14 protein-coding genes are annotated in these 25624 nt (G+C 67.0%); 1 reads left to right on the plus strand and 13 read right to left on the minus strand.

Annotated elements, in window-relative coordinates; genetic code table 11:
* Positions 1-16 precede the first annotated feature (16 nt).
* From RYL44_RS01965 to RYL44_RS02025, 13 genes are all read right to left on the minus strand, one after another.
* Positions 17-1807 carry a Tle-like phospholipase domain-containing protein gene (locus tag RYL44_RS01965; protein ID WP_314974909.1) on the minus strand — a complete coding sequence of 597 codons (1791 nt, stop codon included), beginning with the start codon at positions 1805-1807 and terminating at the stop codon, positions 17-19.
* Entirely contained in the window at positions 1807-2094 is a 288-nt protein-coding gene (locus RYL44_RS01970; RefSeq protein WP_051267742.1) for a hypothetical protein, read from the minus strand. The genes RYL44_RS01965 and RYL44_RS01970 overlap by 1 nt, the downstream gene beginning before the upstream one ends.
* Before the next feature lie 66 nt (positions 2095-2160).
* On the minus strand, positions 2161-2457 hold the full coding sequence (locus RYL44_RS01975) for a WXG100 family type VII secretion target (protein WP_009055458.1): 297 nt from the start codon (positions 2455-2457) through the stop codon (positions 2161-2163).
* A gap of 158 nt (positions 2458-2615) precedes the next feature.
* Entirely contained in the window at positions 2616-7073 is a 4458-nt protein-coding gene (locus RYL44_RS01980) for an FtsK/SpoIIIE domain-containing protein (RefSeq protein WP_314974910.1), read from the minus strand.
* A complete protein-coding gene (locus RYL44_RS01985; RefSeq protein ID WP_314974911.1) occupies positions 7070-7840 on the minus strand; it encodes an FHA domain-containing protein in 771 nt (256 codons plus the stop codon). The genes RYL44_RS01980 and RYL44_RS01985 overlap by 4 nt, the downstream gene beginning before the upstream one ends.
* Positions 7837-9411 (minus strand): serine/threonine-protein kinase, encoded by a 1575-nt coding sequence (locus RYL44_RS01990; RefSeq protein WP_314974912.1) that lies wholly within the window; start codon positions 9409-9411, stop codon positions 7837-7839. The genes RYL44_RS01985 and RYL44_RS01990 overlap by 4 nt, the downstream gene beginning before the upstream one ends.
* Positions 9411-11456 carry an FHA domain-containing protein gene (locus RYL44_RS01995; protein WP_314974913.1) on the minus strand — a complete coding sequence of 682 codons (2046 nt, stop codon included), beginning with the start codon at positions 11454-11456 and terminating at the stop codon, positions 9411-9413. Before RYL44_RS01995 ends, RYL44_RS01990 begins: the two co-directional genes overlap by 1 nt.
* Entirely contained in the window at positions 11449-12357 is a 909-nt protein-coding gene (locus RYL44_RS02000) for a PP2C family protein-serine/threonine phosphatase (RefSeq protein ID WP_314974914.1), read from the minus strand. The genes RYL44_RS01995 and RYL44_RS02000 overlap by 8 nt, the downstream gene beginning before the upstream one ends.
* Entirely contained in the window at positions 12350-13684 is a 1335-nt protein-coding gene (locus tag RYL44_RS02005; RefSeq protein ID WP_314974915.1) for an FHA domain-containing protein, read from the minus strand. Before RYL44_RS02005 ends, RYL44_RS02000 begins: the two co-directional genes overlap by 8 nt.
* Positions 13677-16115, minus strand: coding sequence for a transglutaminase TgpA family protein (locus RYL44_RS02010; protein ID WP_314974916.1), 2439 nt, complete (start codon positions 16113-16115; stop codon positions 13677-13679). The genes RYL44_RS02005 and RYL44_RS02010 overlap by 8 nt, the downstream gene beginning before the upstream one ends.
* On the minus strand, positions 16112-17425 hold the full coding sequence (locus tag RYL44_RS02015; RefSeq protein ID WP_314974917.1) for a DUF58 domain-containing protein: 1314 nt from the start codon (positions 17423-17425) through the stop codon (positions 16112-16114). The genes RYL44_RS02010 and RYL44_RS02015 overlap by 4 nt, the downstream gene beginning before the upstream one ends.
* A gap of 5 nt (positions 17426-17430) precedes the next feature.
* Positions 17431-18396: an AAA family ATPase gene (locus RYL44_RS02020; RefSeq protein WP_314974918.1), complete on the minus strand. Its 966-nt coding sequence runs from the start codon at positions 18394-18396 to the stop codon at positions 17431-17433.
* Between the two features lie 54 nt (positions 18397-18450).
* On the minus strand, positions 18451-24516 hold the full coding sequence (locus RYL44_RS02025; RefSeq protein WP_314974919.1) for an Ig-like domain-containing protein: 6066 nt from the start codon (positions 24514-24516) through the stop codon (positions 18451-18453).
* Between the two features lie 159 nt (positions 24517-24675).
* On the opposite strand from RYL44_RS02025, the gene rsmI reads away from it, so the two are divergent.
* On the plus strand, positions 24676-25593 hold the full coding sequence (gene rsmI / locus RYL44_RS02030) for a 16S rRNA (cytidine(1402)-2'-O)-methyltransferase (RefSeq protein WP_314974920.1): 918 nt from the start codon (positions 24676-24678) through the stop codon (positions 25591-25593).
* The last annotated feature ends 31 nt before the right edge of the window (positions 25594-25624 follow it).

Here is a 25624-nt window from a genome sequence, read left to right on the forward strand (position 1 = left end):
CTTTCTCGCATGGAGGTCAGATGTCGGTTGGGACGGTGACCGGAACCCACGGCGGACGCTCGGGCTCCGGTAGGAGGATAGGGGCATCCCACCGCTGCTCCTTTTTCTGCGGATGGTCGTACAAAAACCAGTTCTGCGCGTCGTACTGTCGCTTCATCGCGTCAAGCCCATGTCCCCGATTGGGGTCGTAGAAATTGTTCAGATCCTCCACGGATGCCTGGACTTCGATCTGCTTCCCATATGCCTCCGGCAGGGTGCTCCGCCTCTGCAGTAAGGTCAGTGGATCGGTGGTGAAGTGGTAGTTTTCGACGCGGGCACGCGCATCAACGTCGGAGGTGAAGAAACCGTTTTGTATTGCCGACTCTCGAGCGAGCGTCATGCTCGTGTAACTCAATCCCGCAGCGTTGAAGGTCGTCGCCCTCGACCCCGTCGCGATCGAACCAGCCGACGCAAGCTCCCCGCCCAAGGAATGGCCGGCCAGGGAGAAGTTGCCCGCGGTGACGCCGTTGGCCATTAGGCGCTGTTTGACGCTTGTCGCGGCGACAATTGCCTGACGGACTTGCGGCGAAGTGTCCGCTGCTCCCAACACATCGCTGGTCACGTCGCCTTTCGGATCGCCGAAATAGGTTCCGTCGTAGGACAGGACGTAGCGCCCGTTGTCGTCGCGGAAGAGCGTCGCGTGGAAGCCGGTTCTCTTGTCCTCGAGGATCGTCGGATCGATACCCAGTTTCCGCAGCTCCGCCGGCCTCACCTCGTGCCAGCCGGGAGGCTCCTTCCAGTCTCCGCGTGGGTGGGGCCTGCCTGCGAGGTCCATCTTGTCCCGGATGAGGCCCTCCTTGCCCGGGCGCGTGTTGATGGTGTCCGTCGTCTCCCCGTTGTCACCGTAACCGACGCCAGACGGCCCATGTTTGCGCTCGGCTTCGTCGAGCTGGGCGTTATGTGCCTGCATGAGTAACTTTTGACGGCATCCCAGCAGGGCAGCAGCTCCTAATGTGAGAAACAGATGGAGGTAGGCGCCGAACTCTGAGTGTTGTAGGGCGTTGAGCCCTGAGCCCCCTAGTATGGAAACAACAACGATTCCGAGGGAGACGACCCCCAGAACGATAATCGTACCAAGAACTACGCTGGCCGCTTTGCCAACTATTTTGAGAGCTTCAACTATCTTGTCTATAAACTCCTTGAGAAATTTTTTCCACTCGCTGAACTCTGCGAGTGCCTTGCCGACATTTGCGATGAACTGATTAATTTTGTCGATCAGGTTGTCGTTGGTGCTGGATATCGCCGTGTCGATCTTGGAGATGGTTGCGTTTGCAACAGCATCCACGATCATTTGTTCTTTTTTGATATCCGACGCAGCCCCGGTCATAGCACCGGCAGCACGCTTTTCGTCGGCGCACGCCTGTTTATAGGCGTTTTGCGCGTTTGTGACGTTGGTAGAGGGGGCGTGCGAATCTCTCAGTGCCTCAAGCTGACGCTTGGTCTTTTTCACGGACTCCTGGGCGGCGCTGTGCTGTCGCTTGGCGGTCTCTCCTCGGGCCGCCGCTGCGTCGGCTCGCTTGTGGCAGTCGGCGAGCACCGTCTGGTACTCGCGCAGCGCCAGGCCCGTATTCAGGTAGCGACCGTGCGCTGCCTCCAAGTTTTTCTTGGCGTTCTTCACCTGCCCGTATGTTGCTGCGACAGCGAGCGAATTCGAGGTCGTCACAAACTTGCTGAGGCCATCGATCGCGGACTGGATGCTGTTCGCGGAGGTGATCAGCCCCTCGACCTTCGTTTTCAGGGCGGTGGGGTTCCCCGGAAGAGTACTCATTACTTCTTTCTCCTCAGCGCGTTCTCGAGGTCTCTGTCCAGATCCTCGAAGGTTTCGGCGATGGCGTCGAAGGTCTTCGCCAGTGCCTCCAGGTGCTCGCGGAAACGCCCCCGGGTGGTGTCCCAGTTATTGCCGAACTCCCTGACCTTTCCCGCGAGTTTGTCGTGGCCGACAACAGAGGCAACGTCCAAGGCGTCGATCCTCGCATCGTCCAACAGCGATGCCGTCGCGCGCAGGGACTTCGACCGGTTGCGCAACTCGGTCGTGTCGAGTGACAGGTTCACCATGGCGTTTCCTTTCTGCATCGAGCCTGGGGCGCGGGCGCTCGCCCCGCGCCCCAGGAGACGATGACCTTACTTGCCGATGGACTGCGCCAGCTGTTCGTCGGTCTGCTGAAGTGCCTGAGCGGCCTTGTTCAGGTAATCGGCCATGCCGTCGATCCCCTGGATCGTGCGGGTCGCGCCCTGGGTGAACTCCTGGTAGGCGGTGTCGAAGGCGCCCGAGGCGCGCGACGTCGTAAAGCCGTTCTGAACCAGCTGCTGGACCAGCGAGCGCAGCTCGTTGAGCTTGGTCTGCAGATCGTTCTGACCGTTGCGCAGACGAGTCGCCGCGGACTGCATCTGGTCGTAGGTGACATTCAGGTTTGCCATTGTGTTCCTCCGTTGAGAATGGGATACCCGGGGTGGGTATCGGGGTCTGGTGTGTTCGGGCCGACGGTTCCCACGTCGGATAGGGTGATTAGCCCGTAACCTCAAACTATCATTCGGTCTTGTCATGGGCGATGGGGACTAGTCCCCATCGGGTCTTGTCATACTCGGGGCACCTGCACTTTCCACTGCTTACCGGACTGGACAAAGTACCCGCGGCCCGGCACGGCCTCGCGCCCATAGACGCCGGGCACGGCGACGCCGACAGCGTTCTCGCCCTCACCGGGCGAGGGACACAGGACGATCCCGGTTCGCCCGCTCCGCACGCCCGATGCCAGCGAGCCGCCGAACGACCAACCCGACACGTCGGCCTCGGCAACGACCAGATGACCGTTGGCCTTCGACGAGGCGATGGCGTCCTGCAGCTGCTGATCGCACGCGGAGAAGGAGAACTCTCCGATGCCCTCGACGAAGAGAACGACTCCCGGTGTGTTGTCGGGTGCCTCCTCCTCGAACAGGTGAGCGTGCTTCATCAGCATGGACGCGATCTTGTCCGCCCCCTGCGCCGTCTCCGTCCACAGCGGTTCCCTCGCCACCAGGGAGCGGCGTGCGCTCGCGTGCAGCATGACCGCGTTCGGGAATGCGCGGTGGACGCTGCGGGCCAGCCACCGGACCGTGTTGGTCCTGCCCGACTGGGCGGGGCCGGTGATGGCGACAGTGCCCGCAGGGCGCAGCGGCATCGGGGCGAGCGAACCAGCCTCGACGCCGATGACCGGGCGTCCATCGACAGTGAGGTCGACCTCGCGCGCCGGTATATCGAGCGGCAGGGAACGGATCGGCGCCGGCCGCGTGCGTTGACGCATGTACCTGGTCCCGGCGAGCGACTCGATTTCCCTGGCCTGCGCGAAGTCTGTGACGTTCGTACCCAGGATCGGCAGCTGCAAGAGGTTCGGGTTGCCCACCTGCATCGCGCGACCGGGCGCACTCGACGCGCTCAGGACATCGCGTGGAAGATTGAAATAGAGATAGGCGTCCTCGTCGGTCAGTCGCAGGACAACTTTTCGTTGGAAAGACGCGGCGATCGAGTTCGGAATGGCCTGCGGTCGATCGGCCGATACCGCGAAGTGAACGCCGACTTCGCGCCCATCTGACAGGACCTGCTGGAAGCGGCTCCAGATCGCCGCGTAGCGTCCAGTGAGCTGGTACGTCTCGGCGAACGCCGCGATCCCGTCGATGAGCACCAGGTATCGGGGTTCGTCCTTCTGTCCCGACAGCTCGCGGTAGGAGGTCAAGTGGTTGGCGTTGATCGCTTTGTAGGAGACTGAGCGCTCCTCGACGATGTCGCCGAGCATGGTGATGAGCTTCGCGATTCGCTCTTCGTCGTCGCCGACGATGACGTCGCCGACGTTGGGGAGCTTCTTGAGCATGTCGAGGCCGCCGCCCGCGAAGTCGAGGGCGTAGACGTTGACGGGACCGGAGCGAGGCGTGATGCTTGCTGCGATCGCGAGTGAGCGCAGCGCTGTCGTCTTTCCGGAACCCGACGCCCCGTAGTAGGCGATATGTCCGTCCTGATCGGGGCGGAAATACTCGACTTCCTGCGTCTGTTCCTCAGGATCGTCCAAGACTCCGAGCACGATCTTATCGTCGGAGCGTTGGGGCAAATGCGCGAGGTTGTAGGTCTGCGCGAGTTCGGGCAGCCACGGTTTGCGAGGCGGGCGAATCTGCGCTTTTTCGGCGGCCGCGCGAATCGTGCCAACGACGCGGGAAATGTCAGTGGGGACATCGTCGCGAGGCTTGGGGGGTTCGGGCGTCTTCCACTGCTGAGGCATGCCGAAGCACAGTGCTTCGATGTCAACCTGCGTGGTCTTGAGACCCTCGGTCGTGCGCGCGCCGGGGTAGGCCGACTGGAATACCGAAATCCTGCCGGGTCCCGTTTTCGCAGCGGCACGACCGGGCGTGTTCTGCGGGAAGTGGGCGGCCATGTGGTCGCCGAGCACGTCCTGAGAATCATCGGTGTCGGCCATGCGCAGGGCGACGCGCAGGTTCGTGTTCGCACGGAGGTTGTCCTTGATGACACCAGCAGGGCGCTGCGTCGCAAGGATAAGGTGGAGGCCGAGGGACCGTCCCCGCTGCGCAACGTCGACGACGCCGTCGATGAACTCCGGCACCTCGTTCACGAGCGCCGCGAACTCGTCGACAACGATGACGAGCGAGGGGGGACAGTCGGGATCCCCGGACTTCTCCAGGGTGACGAGGTCCTTCGCCCGTTTCTCGCTCAGCAGCCGCTCGCGGTAGCGCAGCTCTGCGCGCAGTGAGGTCAGAGCGCGGCGCACCAGGTAGGGCGACAGGTCGGTGACCAAGCCGACGGTGTGCGGCAACTCCGTACACTGCTCGAAGGCGGAACCGCCCTTGTAATCGACGAACAGGAAAGTCAGCCTGTCAGGCGAGACTGATTGGGCCATGCCGAGGACCCACGCCTGCAAGAACTCGGATTTGCCGGCGCCAGTGGTGCCGCCGACCAGCGCGTGCGGGCCATGTAAGCGCAGGTCCAGCTGCATGGGTTCGCTCGCGCCCTGTCCAACGATCGCGGCCAGAGGAACGGCGGGGATCTTCTTGTGTGGGCGCCCGGGAGAGCGGTCGATGATCGAGTGCGAGGCCCTCCATCGTTCGATGAGCGCGTTGGGATCGTCCGCCAGTTCCTGGCCCGTCAGGTCCACGTAGGAGATCGAGCCGGGCAGGTCCGAGTCATCGTCGACGGGGACGCCCGCGTCAAAGAGAGGCGAGAGTGCCCTGCCCAGGCAAGCCAACTCCTCGTCGGACACGCGGTCCACGGACACGTCCTGGAGCGCGCGCGAGGCCCGGACATCGCCGATGGACGCCTGAGCGCCATTGAAGGCGATGAACGAGCGGCACGCCGCTGGCAGCTCGGCGAACGTTGGGGCCATCCACACGACATAGATTCCCCTGTCGGGGCCGAGCTCAGCAATGCGGTTCAGACGCGCTCGGTCCACCAGCACGTCGTCGACGAAGACGACCACCGCGGGAATGGGATTCGGATACTCCTTCGTTGAATCCTCGCCCGAGGCATCCTCCTTCGGTGCGGAAGAAACGTCGGGGCCTCGGTCGCAGACCTCGCTGGGATCTCCCTTACTGCGTGCCTCGAGGAGTCCCTCAAGCTGCGAGAGCACAACCTTGCCCGAGGCTGAGTCGGAGGCGAGGTGGATGCCGGAGCCGAAGGGGGAGTGCGGGGAGGAGGAATGGGGAAGCCACTTCATCCACTCCCAGCCATCCACCCGTTCGGCGGAGGTCAGGCACGTGACGATGACCTCTGCGGGGGAGTATTGCGCCGCCAACTGCGCCGCAATCGCGCCGCGCGCCTGCCTGAGAATATCAGCCGGGCCGCACAGGCCCAAGCCGCCGGAGGCCCGAAGATCCGCAACGAGGGGAACGTGTGCGACCCGGGAATACTCGTCAGCGAGCGCACGCACCCTGGCGATGGCCTCCGGAAGCCCAGAGCGCTGATCCGCCCCTTCGATGGTGACCCTCGCGACGTCCGTACCCTGACCGAGCCGAAACTTGAGGAACTCCGGGTGTTCCGGCCGCCGCATCCACAACGAACCGTCGCGACGCAGAGCCCCCGCAATGACCTGGTCGATCGGAGGATACTGCGCGTGGCGTGATTCCACGTCCTCGCGCCGACTCTCCTCCAGGTCCTGGTGCGTGATGCGCAGGGCATCCTCGAAGCGTCCCATGGCCTCGGCGAACTCGGTTTTCGCCTGTCTGCGCTGGTCCCACCACGAGCCCAGCATGATGACCGGGCTGAGGACCACGAACAACAGGCTCGTCAGCTGTCGGGTCATGAGGAACATGCTCACGCCCATAATCAGCGGCGCGATGAGGCCGATGATCGGGAAACGCGACGGTTTGGGGCGCGTGGGCGCCTCGGGGAGCTTGACGGTTCGAGCGCTCGTGTGAGGGATGACCTGGGGCGACCTGATGAACCCGATGTCGGTCGATTCCCCCGTCGACTCGGGCATCTTCGTCTGAACCAGCTGGATTTGCGTGTCCCCGAGGAGAATCACGTCTCCGGGGGTCACCGTGGCATGCTGGACGCGATGGTTGCCGACGAGAACGCCGTTGGCGGAATTAAGGTCATGAATCTCGATACAGGAGCCGACGGTGATACGCGCGTGAGTCTTTGACACTCGACGATCGTTGAGCATCACCGTACAGGAGGGCGCGCGGCCCACGGTGGTGCCGCCGAAGTACAAGGGCACGCACATGCCCCTGTCGTTGCCATCCACGACGCGCAGCTCGCCGGCGACGCCGCCCGCTGTGATCGCGTCCTTCGTCGACACGATGTCGACGAGAGACCCCGATTGAAGTCCCGTCTCGGTGACGAAAGCAGACGAGGGGAGAACCGAAGCGATGCGCCCGTCCGCAGGATCCAGAACACGAAGGGTCAGAGAATCCGGAGAAGCGAGCGTTCCCGCGCTCTTCGACGGACCCGAGGATGCGAGGGCAGCCGCGACATCGCCGACAGTCGCAGTCGAGTCGGTGGTGACCAGCAGGTCGTTGTCACTGTGCCCGCGCCCGCGCAGCGTCAGTTTGATTTTCATCTCCGGTCCTTCCCGGTGGGCGCTTGAGGGGCGCGGTTACGTTGTTTCTCCTCGTCGAGAAGATGCAGGTCGGCGCTGGAGACCAGCCGCGCGGCGACCGCGTATTCGACCAGTCGGACGCGCCGGTGTGTCGCCAAGGACCCGGGCCGGCCTCGCATGCCGGGAACGCCCATCCGATCGAGCTTGTCAGCGACGTTGTCGAGTTTTCGGTTGAAACGGGTGATCGGCCACCCCAGCCTGGCCGCCGCCTCGACGTTACGCGGAATGTCGGTGGGACCCGACCCGGCCTGCGTCAGCCAGGGCTCGCACAGCGCCAGAATCAGCAGGTATTGTGACGGCGTGAAACGTGCTTCCCCGACGGTGACTTCGCCGGAGTCGACGGCCGGGGCGCTGTAGCTGCGGAACGTCGTCCCCTTCACGGTGATGGAGAACTCGTAGGTCGTGGGTCCGGCCGCGAACACGACGACGACCGAGTCGAACACAAGCGGGATACGGGCCCCGGGGCCGACCCGCGCCTGCATGGACCCGGATTCGTCGGCGACGGTGACCGCGATGCGCGACCCGACGTTATCCAGCCACCACATGCCGTCGTGACAGCTGATGCGCACGAGGCGCCGATGCAGGAACGGATTGTCGTCGATACACAGGTCGGCTTCGCGTCCGATCAGGAATTCCTGATCCGCGCGGATCGGGTAGATCTCGCCGCAGTAGTCGACAACCGCCGACTCCTCCACGATCGCCTCTTGCGCGTTGCCCGCGGCGCTCATGGTGTCTCCACGCATTCAATGGCCTCGTTGGACGAGCGCCCGTCCGAGTTACGCACGGCGACGGACAGGCACGTGCGCCCAGGCACGGCGGGCACGGTGACCGAGGTTTCCTTCGTCTGGCGTACCGCGTGCTCTTCCTTCGGGTCTTCGACGTGGTACAGGTACGTGGTTCCCGCCCCCGCCGAGTCCCACGTGAAGGTCACGCCGTCGGGGGTGAGCGTCCCCGACAGGCCGGTGATCGACGCGTTCGTGTTGGCCGAAGGGAGCCCGTCAAGCGGAGGAGCGTCGGCCGCGGACTGCGTGGGGGCCTTCGTGGTTCCCTCACCGCGTAGCACCGTCCACACGCCGAAGGCGATGCCGCCGAGGAGCAGAGCCACGAGCAAGAACCCCGCCACGACCGCGCCGAAGCCCTTGGATGAGCGTTCCTGCGCCTCGGCCCCTTCCGTGTCCCCCGACGCGGAGGCGGGTGCGCTCGCGGGTGCGTGCGCAGAGGCGGGAGCGTGCGCAGAGGCGGGGGCGTGCGCCGCGGCTGGCGCGGGTACGCTCGCGGGCGCCGGGGCGGGGTCCACCTTCGTCAAGACGGTGACGGTTCGGTCGTCCTCGTCCGCGATGGACGAGGCCGGGGTCGGGGCATGCGAGGAGAAAACTGCGATCGGCGCGGCGCTGGTTTCATCCCCCTCATCGTCCTCGTAGGTGGCGGTGGGCCCCTCCACGCCCATGGCCTCGAAGGGAGTGGGGGTCAGGCGCAGCGAGGACTGGACGTGCTGCAGGGCGAGGGCGAATTCGCGCGCCGACTGGTAGCGCCGCTTGTGGTCTTTCGACATGGCGATCGCGAGGATACGCTCAAGTTCCGCGGGCACATCGCTTCGACCGATGGCGGGAACAGGGGAGCGCAGCACCCGGTTGAGCACTGAGAGTTCGCGGTTGTCTCCTCCGGGAACCTCGAAGGGCGAGTGGCCCGTCAGGATGCCATGCACGGTGGCAGCCAGAGAATAGACGTCGATCGTGGGCCCGAAGGGGCCTGTCCCGTCCTGCTGTTCGGGGGGCGCCCACGCGACGGAGAACCCGCCGGCTGTTTCCTCGTCCGTTCCTGTCTGCGCGGCGATGCCGAAGTCAGTGAGGACGGGGTGCCCGAACTGTGTGAACAGGATATTCATGGGCTTCACGTCGCGGTGAATGATCCCGCGCTGGTGAAGCGTCTCGACCGCTCCGGCGATGCGCACGCCGATGTCGAGCGCTTGCGACACGGGGATCCGGTGCTCTTTGGAGCGCTGGCCCAGGTGCGGGGGAGGACAGTATTCCATGACCAGGTAGTGGCGGCCGTCGTCCGTGATTCCCGCCGTGTAAAAGGACACGATGGACGGGTGGTTGGAGACGCGGGCCATCAGGTTGACTTCCGCGTCGAAGGCAGCCGAGGCCTGGGCATTGGAGTCCGGTCGCAGGACCTTGACTGCCACGTCACGCTGGGGCATCAGCTGGCGGAACAGGTAGACGTCGGCGAAGCCGCCCGAACCGAGGTGCCGGACGAACGTCGCGTTGGGAATCGCTGGGGGGTCAAGTGGCCGTCGCATTACTCCTCCATCCGGAACGAGATTTCTTCACCCAGTTCGACGACGTCTCCCGGTTTGAGCACCGTGGGAACGTTCTCGTCCAGGCGCACGGGGGCCTGCCCGGGGCGCGTCAGGTACGTTCCGTTATTGGAGCCCAGGTCGTGCAGGCGCACGTCCCAGTCGTCGATCCGTAGCTCGCAGTGGCTGCGTGAAATCTGCTTGCGGGGGCTTGGGACGATGACCAGGCGCGCGGGTTGCCGGTCGGCCCCTGCACTCGATCGCGGGCGGCGCCCGATGATGATGTCCTGGTCCAGTGCCACTTCTTCCCCTGTTGACAAGATGATCCGGCCCAGGCTGGGGCGCGGGACGGTCACGGCGGTGCTGCCCAGCGGAGATGAGCAGATTCGGCACGACGAGGCATGGGTTGCGTTCGGGTGGCCTTTTTCGCACAAGACGGCCAGGACCTGCGGCCCGATCGCGGCGGGGGAGGAGTGTGCGGCGGGAGAGGCCTGCGCGGCGGGAGAGGCCTGCGCGGACGCAGCCTGCGATGACTCGTCGGGGTCAGAGTTGACGTGGCGGGCATAGTCGCGTAGCTCGCGGGCGCGCTGAGGGAGCGTCGTCATCCCATCGTGGTCGCCGTCCGCCGTGGCCTTCATGAAGCGGCGGTAGGCCGCGCTCGGCGTCGCCGTGGGGGTCGAGCGCGCGTCCGAGGAGAACCCGGGGACGGAGTCGATGAAGAAGCCGCCTGGGGGCACGTCGATTGGAGGCTCGGGTTGCGTGGGCGTGACCGTGAGCGGAACGCTCGAAATAGGCAGGGACGAGGAGAGAGCGGGCGTGGGTTCTTGCTCAGCCTCCTGTTCGGTACCGGTGAAGGGGCCGTGGGGTGGGGGAACGGGGACGGGGTCGTCGTCGATGACATCGGAGTTTCGAACGTGGCGAACGGCCGCGTCTTCGACGGTTCCCGCACGGGTCACGTCGTCGTAGAGGTACTCGTAGGGGGAGACGCGATCCTCGCTGCCCTGCTCCCCGGGCGCGTACCCCGGCTCCGCGTCGATGGCGGGGGATAATGCCTGTTCCTCTTCGGGTTCGGGGTCCGGTTGCGCGTCACCGGAGGAGACGCGGTCGTCACCTGGCGAGGATTCCTCCGTTTCTTCCTCGCGATCGTACCAGGGGATTTGCGTTTCCTCCCCCGTGCTCTCGACCTGGGCCAACGCTTCGGCTGCGGGAGCCTCGCAGTCGTGGAGGGGCGCCGACGGGTGCGCGTCGGGTTCGTCAGATTCGTCGTCCGCGAGGGGGGCGGGCACGTCAGAGCCAAGGGGCGCCTCCTCGAAGAATGGGACCGCAGCCGCCGCGAAAAAGGCCGCGGCGGGGGAATCGTCATCCTCGACCACTACGAGCGTCTCTCCGGCGGGCTCGCCCTGCGAAGACGACGGCGATGAGAGGGCGAGGGGTCGTTCGTCCTCCTCTTTCTCCGGTGAGTGCACGGGCTCACTCGTGGCGGGGCCGGCCTCGTCGATGGGCGCAGCGGAGAGCGCAGGGACGGCGGCCTCGTCGAGGCCCGGGCGAGCCTCGGACTCGAGACGCGACACGACCGGGGAGGCGCCGACGGACCCGACCTCGCCGACCGTGCCCGACGCGAGCGTGGACACGGGCAGAACCGCGCTGAGCGCCTGCCACGGCGTTTCTTCCGGCGCGAGGCCGTCCACCGGCGTGGCGATCCGCCACCCCGAGTGCGTGCGGAAACGATACTCGGACCACGTGATGACGTTACCTCCGGCCACGGACGTCGGCCCCTCGGGTCCATCAACGACGACCTCAAAAGCGCCGCGCACCGCGATATGCGCGCCACCGGCCTCGTCAATGATTGCAACAAAACCGGGCAGCGACGCCAGGTTGGCGGCAAACGCGGACGTCAGTTCCTGCAACAGGACAGACAGGTCTGCGCCATCCAACATGAGTACCCAGAATCGCTGGGCGAGCGCCTCATGACCCGGCTCAAGGACGAAAATCCCGCGCTCGGTCACAGCGGCAGGGTAGCCGCCGGGCGTCCACGTGCGTCTACGCATGGTATTCCTCCACTCCGTGTGCGTGCGGTCCCTCCTGCGCCGACACCGCTGGCAGGCCAGCGTGAGTCGGGCCGCTGAGAGTCGCGTCGTTATCGACCGTCTCATCGCCGCTGCTCGGCTGCCCCCACTCGGGCGCGGCCTCCACAACATCCACGATGATGACGGTGACGTTGTCTTTACCTCCGGCGCCCAGCGCCTGAGCGATGAGCTCGTCGGTCGCCTGCTCGCGATCCGTCACGTGTCGCACGATCATCTCGATGAGCGCGTCCGTCACCTCCCCCGACAGCCCGTCGGAGCAGATCACCCACCGGTCGCCGCAGTGGACGGGAACCATGAAAATGTCCGCGGCGACATCGCCGGACATTCCTGCCCCCAACGCGCGTGTGATGACGTTGCGCCGGGGAAGCGCCCGGGCCTCGACGTCGGTGACGCACCCCGCGTCAATGAGTTCTTGCACCTCGGAGTGATCCACGGAGATCTGCTCGAAGCTGCCCTCAGAGAGCAAATAGGTACGGGAATCACCGATGTTGAACACGGCCGCGCAGGGCTTGCCGCGGTACTCCTGGAAGGCAACACCCGTCAGCGTCGACCCCGGGGCCCGGCATCCGGTGCCCAGCGCGCACACCGAGGCCGCGGCGCGGGAAACCGCCTCCGACAGCAGGGTTGGCGTCGCGAACTCGCCGAGTTCCAACGAGCCACACACAGCATCGACCACGGCCCTCGACGCGACGTCGCCCGCGTCGTTGCCGCCCATCCCATCCGCAACGAAGTAGGCGGGGAAGGACGCGCCCCACGAGTCTTCGTTGCGGACGCGCCGACGCCCCACGTCCGTGCGGGCCGCGTGCGCAATGACGAGCCGTGCGCCCCCCGGGCCGACCGCCTCGGCGATTGCGCTATCCATCGATGACCACGCTCCGCTGCCCGTAGCGGACGGTGTCTCCGGCTCGCGCTTGGACGGGAGCGCCGGGCAGGACCGGCGTTTCTTCGCCGTCGGCGCGAACGACGACCGTTCCCCCGGTGGAGTGCAGGTCCTCGACGAGGACCCCCTCGCGAGTCGCCGTCAGCGCGACGTGTGTTTTCGACACGCTCCGCTGCGGGTCGTCAACGGGGACGGGGGACGCCGTCGGGTGCGAGGCCGGGGCGAGCGGGTTGCGCCCGAGCACGATCGTTCCCCCGAAGGGGTACGTCACCCCCGTGTCGAAGGTGACGCGAGCCGTGTCGTAGCGCACCCCGAGCTGCGTGCGGTCGTCAGCGTCGTCCTGGGACAGGGAGGAATCAGACGCCTGCGCGTTCGTCGAATAGGAGGACGAATGCGGCGAGAAAGACAGCGGCTGCTCGGTCGCCGCGGGTTCGCTGGCAGACGCATCGGAGTCCGAGTTCGACCATGGGGTCGAGCCAATGTAGTCCGAGGACGGTGCCGTGGCCGCCGACACGGACGCCTGCGCGGAGACCTGCGTGGGCGGCGTCGGCACCGGGTCGGAGGCGGCGCTTGCCCACGGTACTTGCGTCGCTTCTGGCTCCGGGGCGGGAGGCGCGGGCGGCGCGGACAACGGCACAGCCGGCGGCGCGGACAACGGCATGGACGGCGGTGCGGACGGCGCAAACGGAACAGACGGCACGGATGGCACAGGAGGAAGGAAGGCGGCGGCCGAGGCAGTCGCGTTCCACGGATAGACCACCGGCTGCAGTGGCGCCTGGGACTGCGGGATGACGGGGGTCTTGTACGTGTCGCGCCCGGCGTTCGTGTTAATCGAGACGATGCCCAGCGCGCGGTCGAACCACGTCCGATTCATGTGATCCATGCTGGCGAAGCAGATGATGATGGAACCGACACCGAAGGTCAGCGTACCGATGAAGGCCTGCAGGAGGAGCTTTCCCGGGCCCGCCCACCCCGCGGGGGCACCCGTGTCAACGCGCACCCAGCGCACGCCGGTCAGGCTCATGAGAGGAGTCGCGCCCGTTTGTACGAGCCTGATGATCACGAAGCCAAGCCACGCGAAGGACAGCACACCACTGACAACGTTCACAGTGTTGAACTCGTCCATCGACATCCCGAGCACGACTAGCAAGTAGAAGGGAACGAAGGGTATAACAACCATGAGTATGGTGCAGATGATGGTGGCGATGACACGCCACGCCAGTCGGAGCCCGATGCTGACCGCAACCGTCCCCGCCAGGTGCGGAGGAACCTGAACGGGAAACTTGCCCGGAACGATCATTTCATACATTGTCCGTACCTTTCAGGGGTGTGGCCTCGTCGGTGGCCGCCGGTGTCGTCTTCTTCTGGCGCCGCTGGGCGAGCAGCTCCGTGAGGCGTTCGAGGCGCACGCGCAGGGGAACCCGGCGCATCCACAGCGACCTCACCGACAGGTGCGCCCAGTAGCGCCGATACCAGGGCGTCTTCCCCGAAATCGCGGCCACGACCTCGTCCCTGATCTCCCAGGAACGCTCCGGTGCGCGCCCCCGGGCGCCCGCGTCGGAGAACACGACCGCGTCCATCGAACGGGCCATGAACACCAGGGCGGTGCACTGCTCGTCCCACCGGTGAAAGCCGGTGTCGTCGGGAATGTCGGCGCGACGGTCGATCAGCCTCGCGTCGATGGCGCGCGCCTGCGTGAGCCGGGTCGCCCGAAGTGGGACGCGCAGGCCCGTGTCCGTCGCGTAGTCGACCACGTCGTCCCACGCGCCCGCGCTGCGTTCCTCGTCAGTGCCGACCGTGCGCCTGCGTCGCCGACGCAGCGCCTTGAACAGGAGCAGACCCCAGATCGGGGAGAGCACCAGGACGCCCACGGCGCCCCAGCCCAGGATCGCGAGGAGAACACGGATCCACGCGGGCCAGCCGTCTTCGTCGTCGTCCGAATCGTCGAAGGTGTCCGGAGGCAGTTCCGCGGGGTCCTGCGGCGGGTCTGGCGGCTGGAGCACCTGCGGCTTCGGGTCAGGCTTCGGCTTGGGGACCTCCGTCTGGGGGACGTGGTCGCGCGGGGGCGTCGGGTCGAAGGGCACCCAGCCCGCGCCCTCGAAGGGGACCTCGACCCACAGGTGCGTGTCCTTGCCCGTCAGCGTCACCTGTCCCGAGGCCGGGGTCTCCGGGTGGAAACCCATGACGATCCGGGCGGGGATCTGGCGCGAGCGCAACATGAGGAGCATCGCGACCGCGTACTGGTCGTCATCGCCGATGAGCTGATCGGCGCTCAGGAAATCCTCGATGCGCGATGTGCGGTGGCCCGGCAAAGACAGCTGATCGGAGCCGTCGGAGTAGAAGCCCTGATCGTGGAGCGTGCGCTGGATGGCGCGGACCTGGGCGATGCCGGGCGCGGCGTCCCCGATCATCTCGTTGGCCGCGTCGGACACGTCGGAGGGAACACCCTCATCGGAGGGAGGCGTCATTGATGAGAAGGCGCGGCCTTCGAGTTCCTCGTCGCTCCACTGATGGGTCACGATGCCGCTCACACGGTAGGTGTCCCCCTGCGCGAGGCGCACCGTGGACAGCGCCGTCTCTAAATGGTCGTCGAAGTAGAGCGCGTCCGCGAGCTGCCCCGCGCGATCGGACGTGTACTCCAGCGACCGGACGCCGTCCACCGTGGGCACCCAGTTCCCCGAATAGCCGTCGATGCGCACGCTCACGTTCGAGGCCTCGGCGCCGGCGGGCAGCGGTGTCTCGTAGAACGAGGAGCCAACGTGGCGGAAACCCGACCCGTTAGCGTTCGGGGCGATCTGGATGACGGTCCCGTCGTAGTAGTCCAGGGTCGCCAGGCGGAGCCTGCCGCCCTCGGGCAGCCCGTCCACCGTCAGCAGATCGGTGTCCTTATCGGTCGTGTTGAGGAAGCGGAACTGGGTGGCAGGGGAGTGATACTCCTGGAGGTTGAGCGGCGGCTCGACGTAGTCGCGTGCGACCACTCGGTGCGAATCCGTGACGACGATGCGCGTGAGGGGAACGGCGATCGCGAGGGCCAGGATGATCAGCGTGACCGCGCCGATGCCTCGGCGGGCCGTGGGCGTGACCGTAGAATCGTTGAACTCGACGATCCCGCGGCTGCCTTCGCGGCGGGCGCGACCGGTGACGTACGCGGACCAGACGATGCCCACGACCACGCTGAACAGGCCGATCGGCAGGGCGAAGGGCGCCAGCTGAGAACTCCAGATGATGCCCAGGAGCGCCAGGATCCCGACGGGTGCCAGCGCCCACAGCGGTCGCTTGGTGCGCAACACGATGGTGAGCGCGACGAAGGCGGTGACCAGGGCGCTCAGGAACGGCATGATCGCGGGGCCCACGAAGATGCTGGCGGGCGGCTGAACCGTCAGCAGATCCTTCCACGAGGTGATCAGGCCGACGACGAGCATCTGGATGGTTCGCCGCGTGGGCACCACGTGGAAGAGAGTCGTCGTCGGGAGGGCCAGCGCCCCGCCGGTCAGTAGATAGGCGGCGGCGAGCGCCAGCGTCGACCCGATGGCGCGCACGCGCGCCGCGGCCGTGAGCGCGGCGACCAGGAGGCCCACGACCAGGCCCCCCAGGGCCGCGACGTAGCCTGCGTGTCCGCCGAAGACCGGACCGTGAATGAGGGCCGCCGCGACGAGCAGCGAGACGACTGCGAGGGCGTCGACGCCGCGGCGCAGGGCCGGCGAGGTCGCGCGGGACGTGGGGGAGGGGTGGGACGTCATCCGAGGGCCTTCCACATTCCGATGGCGAAGTCATCCAGGGTCGGGGCGACGACGACCGGCGTGTTGCCGAGGGTGCGCAGCTCGAAGTCCGAGTCCGTGTCGATGCGCACGCCGGTGATCACCATGTCGAGGGGAAGCCGCGTGAGCGCCGCATGCAGGTCGGCCAGGTGCGTGCGCGATCCCGAGATGACGACCGCGGTCGAGGCCTGGGAGGCCTCGGTCCCGGCGCGCTGAGTGAGCGCGCTGATGCGTTCAGCGCCCAGGACGCGCTCCACGCCGGACAGGGAATCCATCGCGTGCATCGGGGTGGGGGTTTTCAGGTGGCCCGCCTGGGTGTGGACCGACACTTCTTTCGCGTCGACCAGGGCGGCACGCGCCATGGAGGCAGCGGCGGAGACGCCGATCTCGAATTCGTCGTCGCTGGCCCACGCATCGGTGTCGAGGTCGAGGACGATCAGCAGGTGGGAGCGGCGCGTTTCCTCAAACTGGCGGACCATGAGCTTGCCGATGCGCGCCGTGGAGCGCCAGTGGATGGCGCGCCGGTCGTCGCCGGGGACGTACTCGCGCAGGGCGTGGAAGGACACGTCCGCGGAGGACAGGTCCTGCGTGGTCGCACCCTCGATGTCGCGGATAAAACCGACCGTCGAGGCGTTCATGGCGACCGTGCGCGGGTGAATGAAGAGTTCGGTCGCGTCGGACCACGTCTGGACGCGGCGGACCAGGCCCAGGCTGTCGCCGCGGATCGTGGAGGCGGGGCCGACGGCCACAATGCCGCGCCTTGTCGTCGCGATCGCGAAGACCTCCTCGTGGCTCTCACCGCGGCCCAGGGGAGGGCACAGGAACGAGTTCGCGCCCGCGCCGACGCACAGCTCGACCATGGTGGCGCGCAGGCGGCGAGACGTGGGGTTGGTGACCGTCAGGGCGCCGAGCGCTTTCTCACCGACCGTCACGCGCGTGTTGGCCAGGCGCAGCGCGACGGTGTGCCCGGCCCTGCCCAGCGACCACAGGAGGGACAGGGCCACCAGGGACAGGCACGTGAAGCCCAGGACCGCGGCCTCGACCCACGAGAACAGGACGCCCGCCAGGGAGGCTCCCGCCCCGATGATCGCCGTTCCCCAGCCGAGCGGGGTCAGGGACGAGGCGAGCCGCATGAGCGCGCCCACGCCTCGGACGCGGCGCAGCGCGTCGATGACGCGCCGCCAGGAGGAGGCGACCGCCGCCGAGGCGCGCGCGAGCCCGACGCGCGCACGTGTGACGGCGTCGAGGCGGTCGCGCAGGTGGCGCTTGTCGGCGACGGAACGCGGTGCCACAGTCCTCAGCCCTTCATGACCGGGGCGGCGACCGCTCCCAGCGCACGCTCGATGACGCCCTCGCGCGTGGCCCCGCCGAACTCGGCGTCGGGGTCCAGGACCAGCCTGTGAGCCCACACGCGCGCGGCCAGGGCCTGCACGTCGTCGGGGATCACGAAGTTACGGCCCTGGGCGATCGCCCACACGCGGGCCGCACGCATCATCGCGATCGCGCCTCGCGTGGACACGCCGATACGGACCTCGGAGTCGGCGCGCGTCGCCTCGCACAGGTCTTGGACGTAGGCGGCGATCGAACGGTCGACGTAGTTGTTGGCCGCCAGGTCCGCCATGTCTGCGACCGCCTTCGTGGAGATGACGGGGGCCAGGGCGCGCGTGCGGTCGGGAGCGGCCGAGCCGAGGATGACGTCGATGCCGGCCTCGCGGCCCGGATAGCCGATCGACGTCTTCATGAGGAAGCGGTCCAGCTGAGCCTCGGGCAGGCGGTAGGTGCCGGCCTGCTCGACGGGGTTCTGCGTGGCGATCACCATGAAGGGGCGTCCCGTCTCGCGGCGCACGCCATCAACCGTGACCTGGGCTTCCTCCATGACCTCCAGCAGAGCCGACTGGGTCTTGGGCGAGGCGCGGTTGATCTCGTCGGCCAGGACGATCGAGGCGAAGATGGGGCCCTTGTGGAAGTCCCACGAGCCCGTGCGCTGGTCGTAGATGGTCACACCCGTGATGTCGGAGGGCAGCAGGTCGGGCGTGAACTGGATGCGCGAATGCGTCCCGTGCACGGTCGCGGCGATGGCGCGCGCCAGCGCCGTCTTGCCGGTTCCCGGCGCGTCCTCCAAGAGCAGGTGCCCCTCGGCGAACATGCAGGTCAGCGCCAGTCGGATGACGTCTTCCTTACCCAGGAGGGCCTTGCCGACGTTGTCCGTGATCCTCGTGAAAGAGTCCGCGAACCAGTGAGCGTTGTCTTCGGTGACTTCCATTGTTGTCCTTTGTTGTGCTGTGTGAAAGGGGCTTGTTTGTTGTGGTTGCGCGTGCTACTGCTGAGTGCAGGTGAACCAGCCGTTGAAATCGCCATTAGCTGATCCGACCAGGTATCCGGTATAGACTCCGCCCCGGGTCCACCCACGGATATTATCCGTCCCGGGGATCCCCCTCCAGTTTCCGTTGCCGTCAACCTGCAGGACCACCCAGGTATCTTGGTCGGCGTAGGTTCCGGAGCACTTGACAGCTACGTTTGGAGGCCATCCGGACAGGTCCAGCCCCACCTTGTCGAAAGGACCGCTTCCACACGGGCCGGACACGCATATGCCCGAGCCGCCCCTGAATCCTCTGGCGCTACGGGCGTAGCTGGGGGCCGTGGCGCTGGCGCACTGTGGACTGGACTCGCGTGTTCCCTTTTCACTCGAGGTCTGGACGGCCTTGATGCACAGCTGCGCGCTGCCGCCTTCGCCGGGTTTGAACTCGCGGTGTCCCTCACGGGTCAGCTCAATGGTCTTATTCTCAGCTCCCGTGAGGACCAGGCTTGCGCTCCTGCCACCGCTGTCTGCATTACTCCAGGAACAATTAACCCACTCGGGTCCGCCGGGCCGACACGATACGGTTGGTGCCGTGGGGGGGCCGAAGGAACTCACGGTGCCGCCGGTGGCCACCGCTTCGGATGTTTTATCGGTGCCGCTCTTGCGGACGGCCACCTTGACTTGGAGCGTTGCGTCGACACCATCCGTGAGCGCCGGGCTGGTGACGGTGTGAACGCCATCCCTGGTCAGGGAGTCTCGGTGGGCCCAGTTGTCGGTCGTCCACTGGTAGTCGACGACGTCGCTCTTGCTCCAGCCGTTGCCCGGCTGGAACTCGATTTTGAACGCGATCTCCTTCGAGTTACCCGTGGCCTCCAGTGACGTGATCGTGGGGGCGTTGACTTCGTCGACGGCCCACACGGTGGTCGTCGCTGCGGGCGAGGTGTGCGCGCCGGGATCCTTTGTGTCGTTCACGGCGACCACGCTGATGGAGACCTGCTGCTCGGAGTGCTTGAGCTTAAATGATGTGGAGGTGGACGGAGCATCGACCTTAACCGGGTCGGCGCCGTCCGCGCTGACCGTGTAGCTCTCGATGTTACGACCGTTCGTGTTGGACGGTGCGTTCCACTTGACCTCCGCGGTGCCATTCGAGAAGGTGGCGCTGACGCCCGTCGGGGCTCCCGGCGCGCCGTAGGGCGTCACGTTCTGGGAGAAGGACGACCACTCGGACGTGTAGTTCCTATTGCGGGCCCTGATCCGAACCCTGTACGCCTTGCCATTGTCCAGGTCGGAGATCGTCAGGGACGTCTGGTCTGCGCGGGCCGGTTGCACACCGCCCGGCGAGAGCTCCACGTCGTAGCCCTCAAGGTCGGAACCGGTGTTCACCGGAGGGGTCCACGACACGGTGATGGACCTGTCGCCGGGCTTCACGGTGGGCTCGCCGGGTGTTTCGGGCTTGGCGTCGATGAGGACGCTCGTCTTGTTGGACGGGTCGGATTCCCCGACCTCGTTCGTCGCGGTGACCGAGAAGGTGTGCTCGGTGCCGTTCGTGCGCCCGCTCACGAGGCACTCGGTGACAGCGCTGCAGGACTTGGAGTCGCCCTGCGTGTGGTCGGTGACGGTGTAGGAGGTGATGGGGGAGCCGCCCGTCGCCCCCGAGCTCCACGACACCAGGGCTGTGCCCGCGCTGTTCGATACCGCGCTCGCCCTCGTGGGCGCGCCGGGCTTATCCAGGACGGTCGCCTGAATCGTTCCCTGGACCTCGCGATCAATGTCCTTGGTGGCGTCCTGCACGCGGTAGGTCACGGTGAAGGAGCCGTTGAAGCCAGCGTCGGCCTGGATGGTCATGGTCGACCCCGAGGCCGTGGCGCTGCCGCCCGCGGAGGTGACCGGGTCGCCCATGATGGTGAGGGGCCCCTGGTCGGCCAGCGGGTTGGTCGCGTACTCGGAGACGTCGACGGTCTTGGATTCCCCGGCCTTGAGGGTTATCTGGCCCGGGCTGGTCTGCACGAGCGGCTTGGAGGACGTGATGACGTTGACGGGCACGCTCGCGCTCGCCGAGGCGCCCTGCTGGTCGGTGACCTCGATGGTCAGCTGCCCGGCCTGGCCCTTGGGCGCCTCGGCGTCGGCGGACACCGACAGCGTGGAGCCGGAGGCGGAGGCGCTGACGCCATCCACCTGCTTATCTGTGATCGTGTAGGTCATGCCCGCCGGGTCGTCGCCGTCGGGGTCGCTGACCCACTGGTCCATCGCGATCTGGGAGGCGTCCTCGCCGGCGGCGACGTCGACGCGGGTCGGCACGATGCGCGGCGGGCGATTGTGGGCGGATTCGACCAGGACGGGCAGGGCCAGCGTGGACACGATGCCCGTCGCGTCGGAGGGGTCAGAGCCGTCCGTGACCTCCACGATGATGGAGGTTGGGCCTGAGAAGTCCTCCAGCGCAGTGTAGGTGAGCGTGCGCGTGTCCTTGACCAGTGTGGAGCCGTCCCAGCCGAGGCCCGCGCTGGCCTTGGACTCGCCGGTCAGCTGAACGGAGCGCCCGGACCTGGTCAGAATGTAGTCGTTGAGCGCGATCTCCTTGGTGACGCCGGACGTGACCTTGATCGGCAGGGCGCGGGTGTCCAGCGTTGGGCGGGTGATCTCGGTTCCGGGCACGCGCACAACCGCCGACGCGGACAGTCCGTCGTGGTCGGTCACCGTGTAGATGACGGTCTGCGGCTTCGGGGACAGGGGAATCGTGAGGGTGTCGCCGGAGGCGCCGATGCCCGAATCCGGGCTGGAGAGGGTGTCGTCCTGGATGTCGCCGTCGGGGTCCTCGTCGTTTCTCAGCACGTCGACTGAGACGGAGCCGGAGGCTGCCTGCACGTCGGCCAGGGACACCTCGTCGTCGCGGGCGATGGGAGCAAGCAGGGGCGCGGTGGGGGTGACCACGACGGAGCACACGCCCTCGGCGCGGCCGCCAGCCCCGTCCTCGATGGCGTAGGAGATCACGTGCGTGCCCTCCTGCTGGGGCGCCGTAAAGACGATGCGCCCGGAGCGCTCCGTCACGTCGATGCCCGCGGGCGCGGACACGGACCCCTGCGCGAGGGTCAGGGGATCGCCGTCGGGGTCAATGTCGTTGGCCAGAACGGCGACCGACACCTTGGTGCCCGGACGCACCCTCACGGAGTCCGGCATTGCGACGGGCGCCTGGTTGAGCGTGGGACGAGGCGCGACGCCGACGCGGATCCCGCCGATCGCCTGCTTCCCCAGTGCGTCCTCGACGACGTAGGTGAAGGAATCCGTTCCCTGGACGTCGTTGCCGGGCGTGTACTCGAAGTTCGACCCCACCTGGGTGACGGTCCCGAGGCGCGCCGACGAGGCCATGCCGACGAGCGTCACGGAGTCGCCCTCGGCGTCGATGCCCTCCAACGGAATGGGAATCGTGACCTTGTGCCCGGCGACGGTGCGGGCGACAACGTCCTTCGGGCGAGGCGCGGTGTTCGTGTCCTCGTCCATGGCGACGACGGTCAGGTTGACGACGGCCGAGGCGACGTTACCGGCCGTGTCGGAGACCGTGTAGACGATGCGCCCCGAGCCGGGCCGGGAGCCGCCGCGCACGCGCACGACGTTATTCGAGACGAAGACGCTGCCCAGGTCGGCGGGGATCTCGTGCTGGAGTTCGCTGGAGACCGTGAGCTTGAGCCCCGCGGGGGAGCGGTCGTTGTCAAGGACCGACACGGAGGCCACGTCCCCGACGCGCACGACCAGGGAATCGTCGTTCAGTTCGGGCGGCGCGGATTCGGTGTTGGCGGGGGCGGGCAGGATCGTCACCGTCGCCGAGGCCGTGGCAACCCCGTTGGACACCGTGTAGGTGAACGATGCGGGGTTTGAAAGCCCGGAGGGTGCGGTGACGCGCACCATCTGGCGGTTGACGAGTGCGACCGCCAGGGGAGAACCCGTGGGCACGTCAAGTTGCTGGACGGTGAGGACGCCGCCGGTGGGGTCTGAGTCGTTGGCCAGCAGGTCTACGAGCACTTGCCCGCCGTCGGGCAGGACCCCGAGGTCGTCCTCGGTGCTGGGCGGCAGGTCGGAACCGGTGGGGGCGACGTCCACGCGGATGATGCCGGTCGCCGTCGTGGGCCCGTCAGTGATCGTGTACGACAGGTAGTAGGTGCCGGCGGTGTTGCCGTCCACCGTGATTGTTCCCGCCGTCGAATCCATCACGGCGGTGATGCCGGCGGGCACGTCGTCCACGGAGACGAGCCTGAGCGTGTCAGAGTTGGGGTCGGTGTCGTTGGCCATCGGCGAGATCGACGCGGATGAGCCTTCGCGCACGACGAGGTGGTCGGCGTTTGCGACCGGCGGCTCATTGGCGCTTTCCTTGACGGTGACGGTGATCGAGCCGTCGCCCGCGTCGCGCCCGTCGGACACGCTGATCGCGACCGCGTCCTTGCCGGGCGCGTGCCCGGCATCGATGATTTCAACGTTGCCGTTTTCGTGGGAGTTCACCGTCATCCCCGTGGGGGCGGTCGCGCCAGCCAGGAAGAATGGGTCGCCGTCGGGGTCCATCCAGTTCGTCAGCCCGTTAGTGGTGACACGACCGCCCTGACCCAGGGAAATGGAGGGCACGATCTTCTGCACGGGTGCCTCGTTGACGTCGTCGCCGTGGACGGTCAGCGTCACGTGGGCCTGCGCGGTTCCGCCCCGCCCATCCGAGACCTCGTAATCGAAGGTCGACGTGCCCGACGCGTCCTTGTTGACGGCGATCTGCAGGGCCGCACCCTCTCGGGCGACACTGACCTGGCCGAGGGAGGGCTGCGTGAGCGCTGAGGCCGTCATGAAGTCGCCGTCGGCGTCGGAATCGTTCATGAGGACAGGAAGGATCACGGTCTTTCCTGCGCGCACCCCGAAGTCGTCGTCCACGGCCTCGGGCGGCGTGTTGTCCTGGTTGCGGTCGGGTGCGACCGTGTTGTCGATGTCGTCGACGGACTGGTCTTCGGTCTCTTTCTCAGACTCGAGTTTCGATTCCAGCTGATCCCAGTTGTCGACCAAGATCATGTCGGAGTCGGGCAACCACAGGCCGTCCTTCTCGATGTCGTTGAGCACGATGACGTCGCGATTGGTGCGGAAAATAGCCTTTTCGGCGCTCGCGAGGGAGTCGACGACCATCTCCCGGTCATCTGCGTCGGAGGGGCAATCCCTCACGAACGCGCCGGTTGCCGACCACGCCGCGTACGCGCACTTGTTGTGCGCGACCGGGCGGGTGGGGTTGCCTCCGGGGGCGGGAGCTGGCACGGTCGTGGGGCTTCCGCCGCCGATGGGAACCCTGATGAGGGCGTCGGGGGAGGAGAGCAGGACCTCGTTCGTTTTCGGCCCAGTGTCCTGGAGGACGACGCGCTCACCGTCGATGCGCTGTGTCTTGCCGCCCGGCAGGTAGAGCGTGGAAGTGTCCTGATCCCAGACGACCACGTCGGTTCCGACGGCCGCGATCTGCAGGTAGTCGGTGGCGCCGATACCCGTCAGGGGTGTGGTCTTGGTGTCCGTCAGCGCGCCGCGCTTCAGTAACGACGTCACGCGCCCAGCCTCGGCGGAGACAGCGTGGACGTTGCCCTCCGAATCCACGGTCGTGACCGCGCCGGGCACGTCAGAAATACTGGCGTCCGCTTCGTCCGTACTGATGGGCGCGGGGTGGTCAGCCTGCTGCGCCCATACCTTGCCGTTGGGCGCATCCGTGACCGCGATCGTGCCGCCGCGCACGTCCGTGGTCATTCCCCGGTAGTCCACTGCCGACGTCAAGGTGGCCGTCTTGACGTCAATGGGAGCCAGCGTGTTGGCCACCTGATCGGAGAGGTGGACCTGCTCGCCGTTCTGGAAGACATCAAAGGTTGAGGACGCCGCGTGCAGCCCGGCATCCATGAGGCGTGCAGGGACGTTCACGTGTGCGACGATGCCACGCTTCGCGTTGGTGACCCAGACGCCGCCGTCATTGAGCTCAACCTTGGTTTCTTCGACGCCGGGCGCGATGAATGCGAGGACGAGTGAACAGACACCAAGGGCGGCGACCGCGCCGGTGAGGGCCGATCGCCTGGGGTTCCGAATGCGCATGCGGGGCTCCAAGAACAACACGTTAATGGGTATCCATTTTATGCTACGTCAGTCCGTTACGGCGCCTTGCGCTCCTCGTGTACAACTTGTGGTACAGTCCTGCGCTCCCGAGCAAACCCGCACCGTGCGCTGCGTTCGCTGGGGTGAGACGATACCGGCATGGACGCCGCGACCGACCTGACCCGACCCGACGAATCCGCCCAGGCCTCGTCCGCCACAGTGAAGGACGGGTGTGCGCGAGACCCCTACCGGCAGGACCCCGGAACCATCCTCCTGGCCGCCACGCCGATCGGAGACGTGCGCGACGCGTCCCCGCGCGTCGTCGCCGCCCTGGAGGGAGCCGACATCGTCGCGGCCGAGGACACGCGCCGCGCGCTCGCCCTGGCCTCGCGCCTGGGCATCACGCTCGGCGGGCGCCTCATCGCCCTGCATGACCACAACGAGGCCGCCAAGGCCTCGGGCATCGTCGAGGCCGCCCGGGGCGGGGCGCGCGTCGTCTTCGTCTCCGACGCGGGCATGCCCACCGTCTCCGACCCCGGATTCCGCCTGGCGCGCGCCGCCATCGAAGCCGGCGTCCCCCTATCCGTCCTGCCCGGGCCCTCCGCCCCCCTCGTCGCGCTCGCCCTGTCCGGCCTGCCCTCCGACCGCTTCGCCTTCGAAGGCTTCCTGCCCCGCAAGGACGGGGAGGCCACGCGCTACCTGAAGGACCTGGCCACCGACCCGCACACGCTCATCTTCTTCGAATCACCCCGCCGCGCCGCCTCCACTCTCACGCGCATGGCCGAGGTCTTCGGGGCGGACCGTCCCGCCGCGCTGTGCCGCGAGCTCACCAAAGACTACGAGGAGGTGCGCCGCGGCACGCTGGGAGAGCTCGCGGCGGGCGCGGGCGACGTCCTCGGCGAAGTCACCATCGTCGTCGCAGGACACGAACACAGCGCGCGCGCCGAAGACCACGTCGGCGCGGTCCTCGCGCTTGCGGCCGAAGGCATGCGCCTGAAAGACGCCGCCGCCGAGGTGGCCGCGGCGACGGGCGCGCGCAAGAACGACCTCTACAAGGCCGCGCTCGCCGCGAAGTGACGAGGCCGGGGCGGCGACGAGGCCTGGGCGC

Source organism: Actinomyces bouchesdurhonensis (assembly GCF_963540955.1).
In the GTDB taxonomy this organism is placed as follows: Bacteria; Actinomycetota; Actinomycetes; order Actinomycetales; family Actinomycetaceae; genus Pauljensenia; species Pauljensenia bouchesdurhonensis.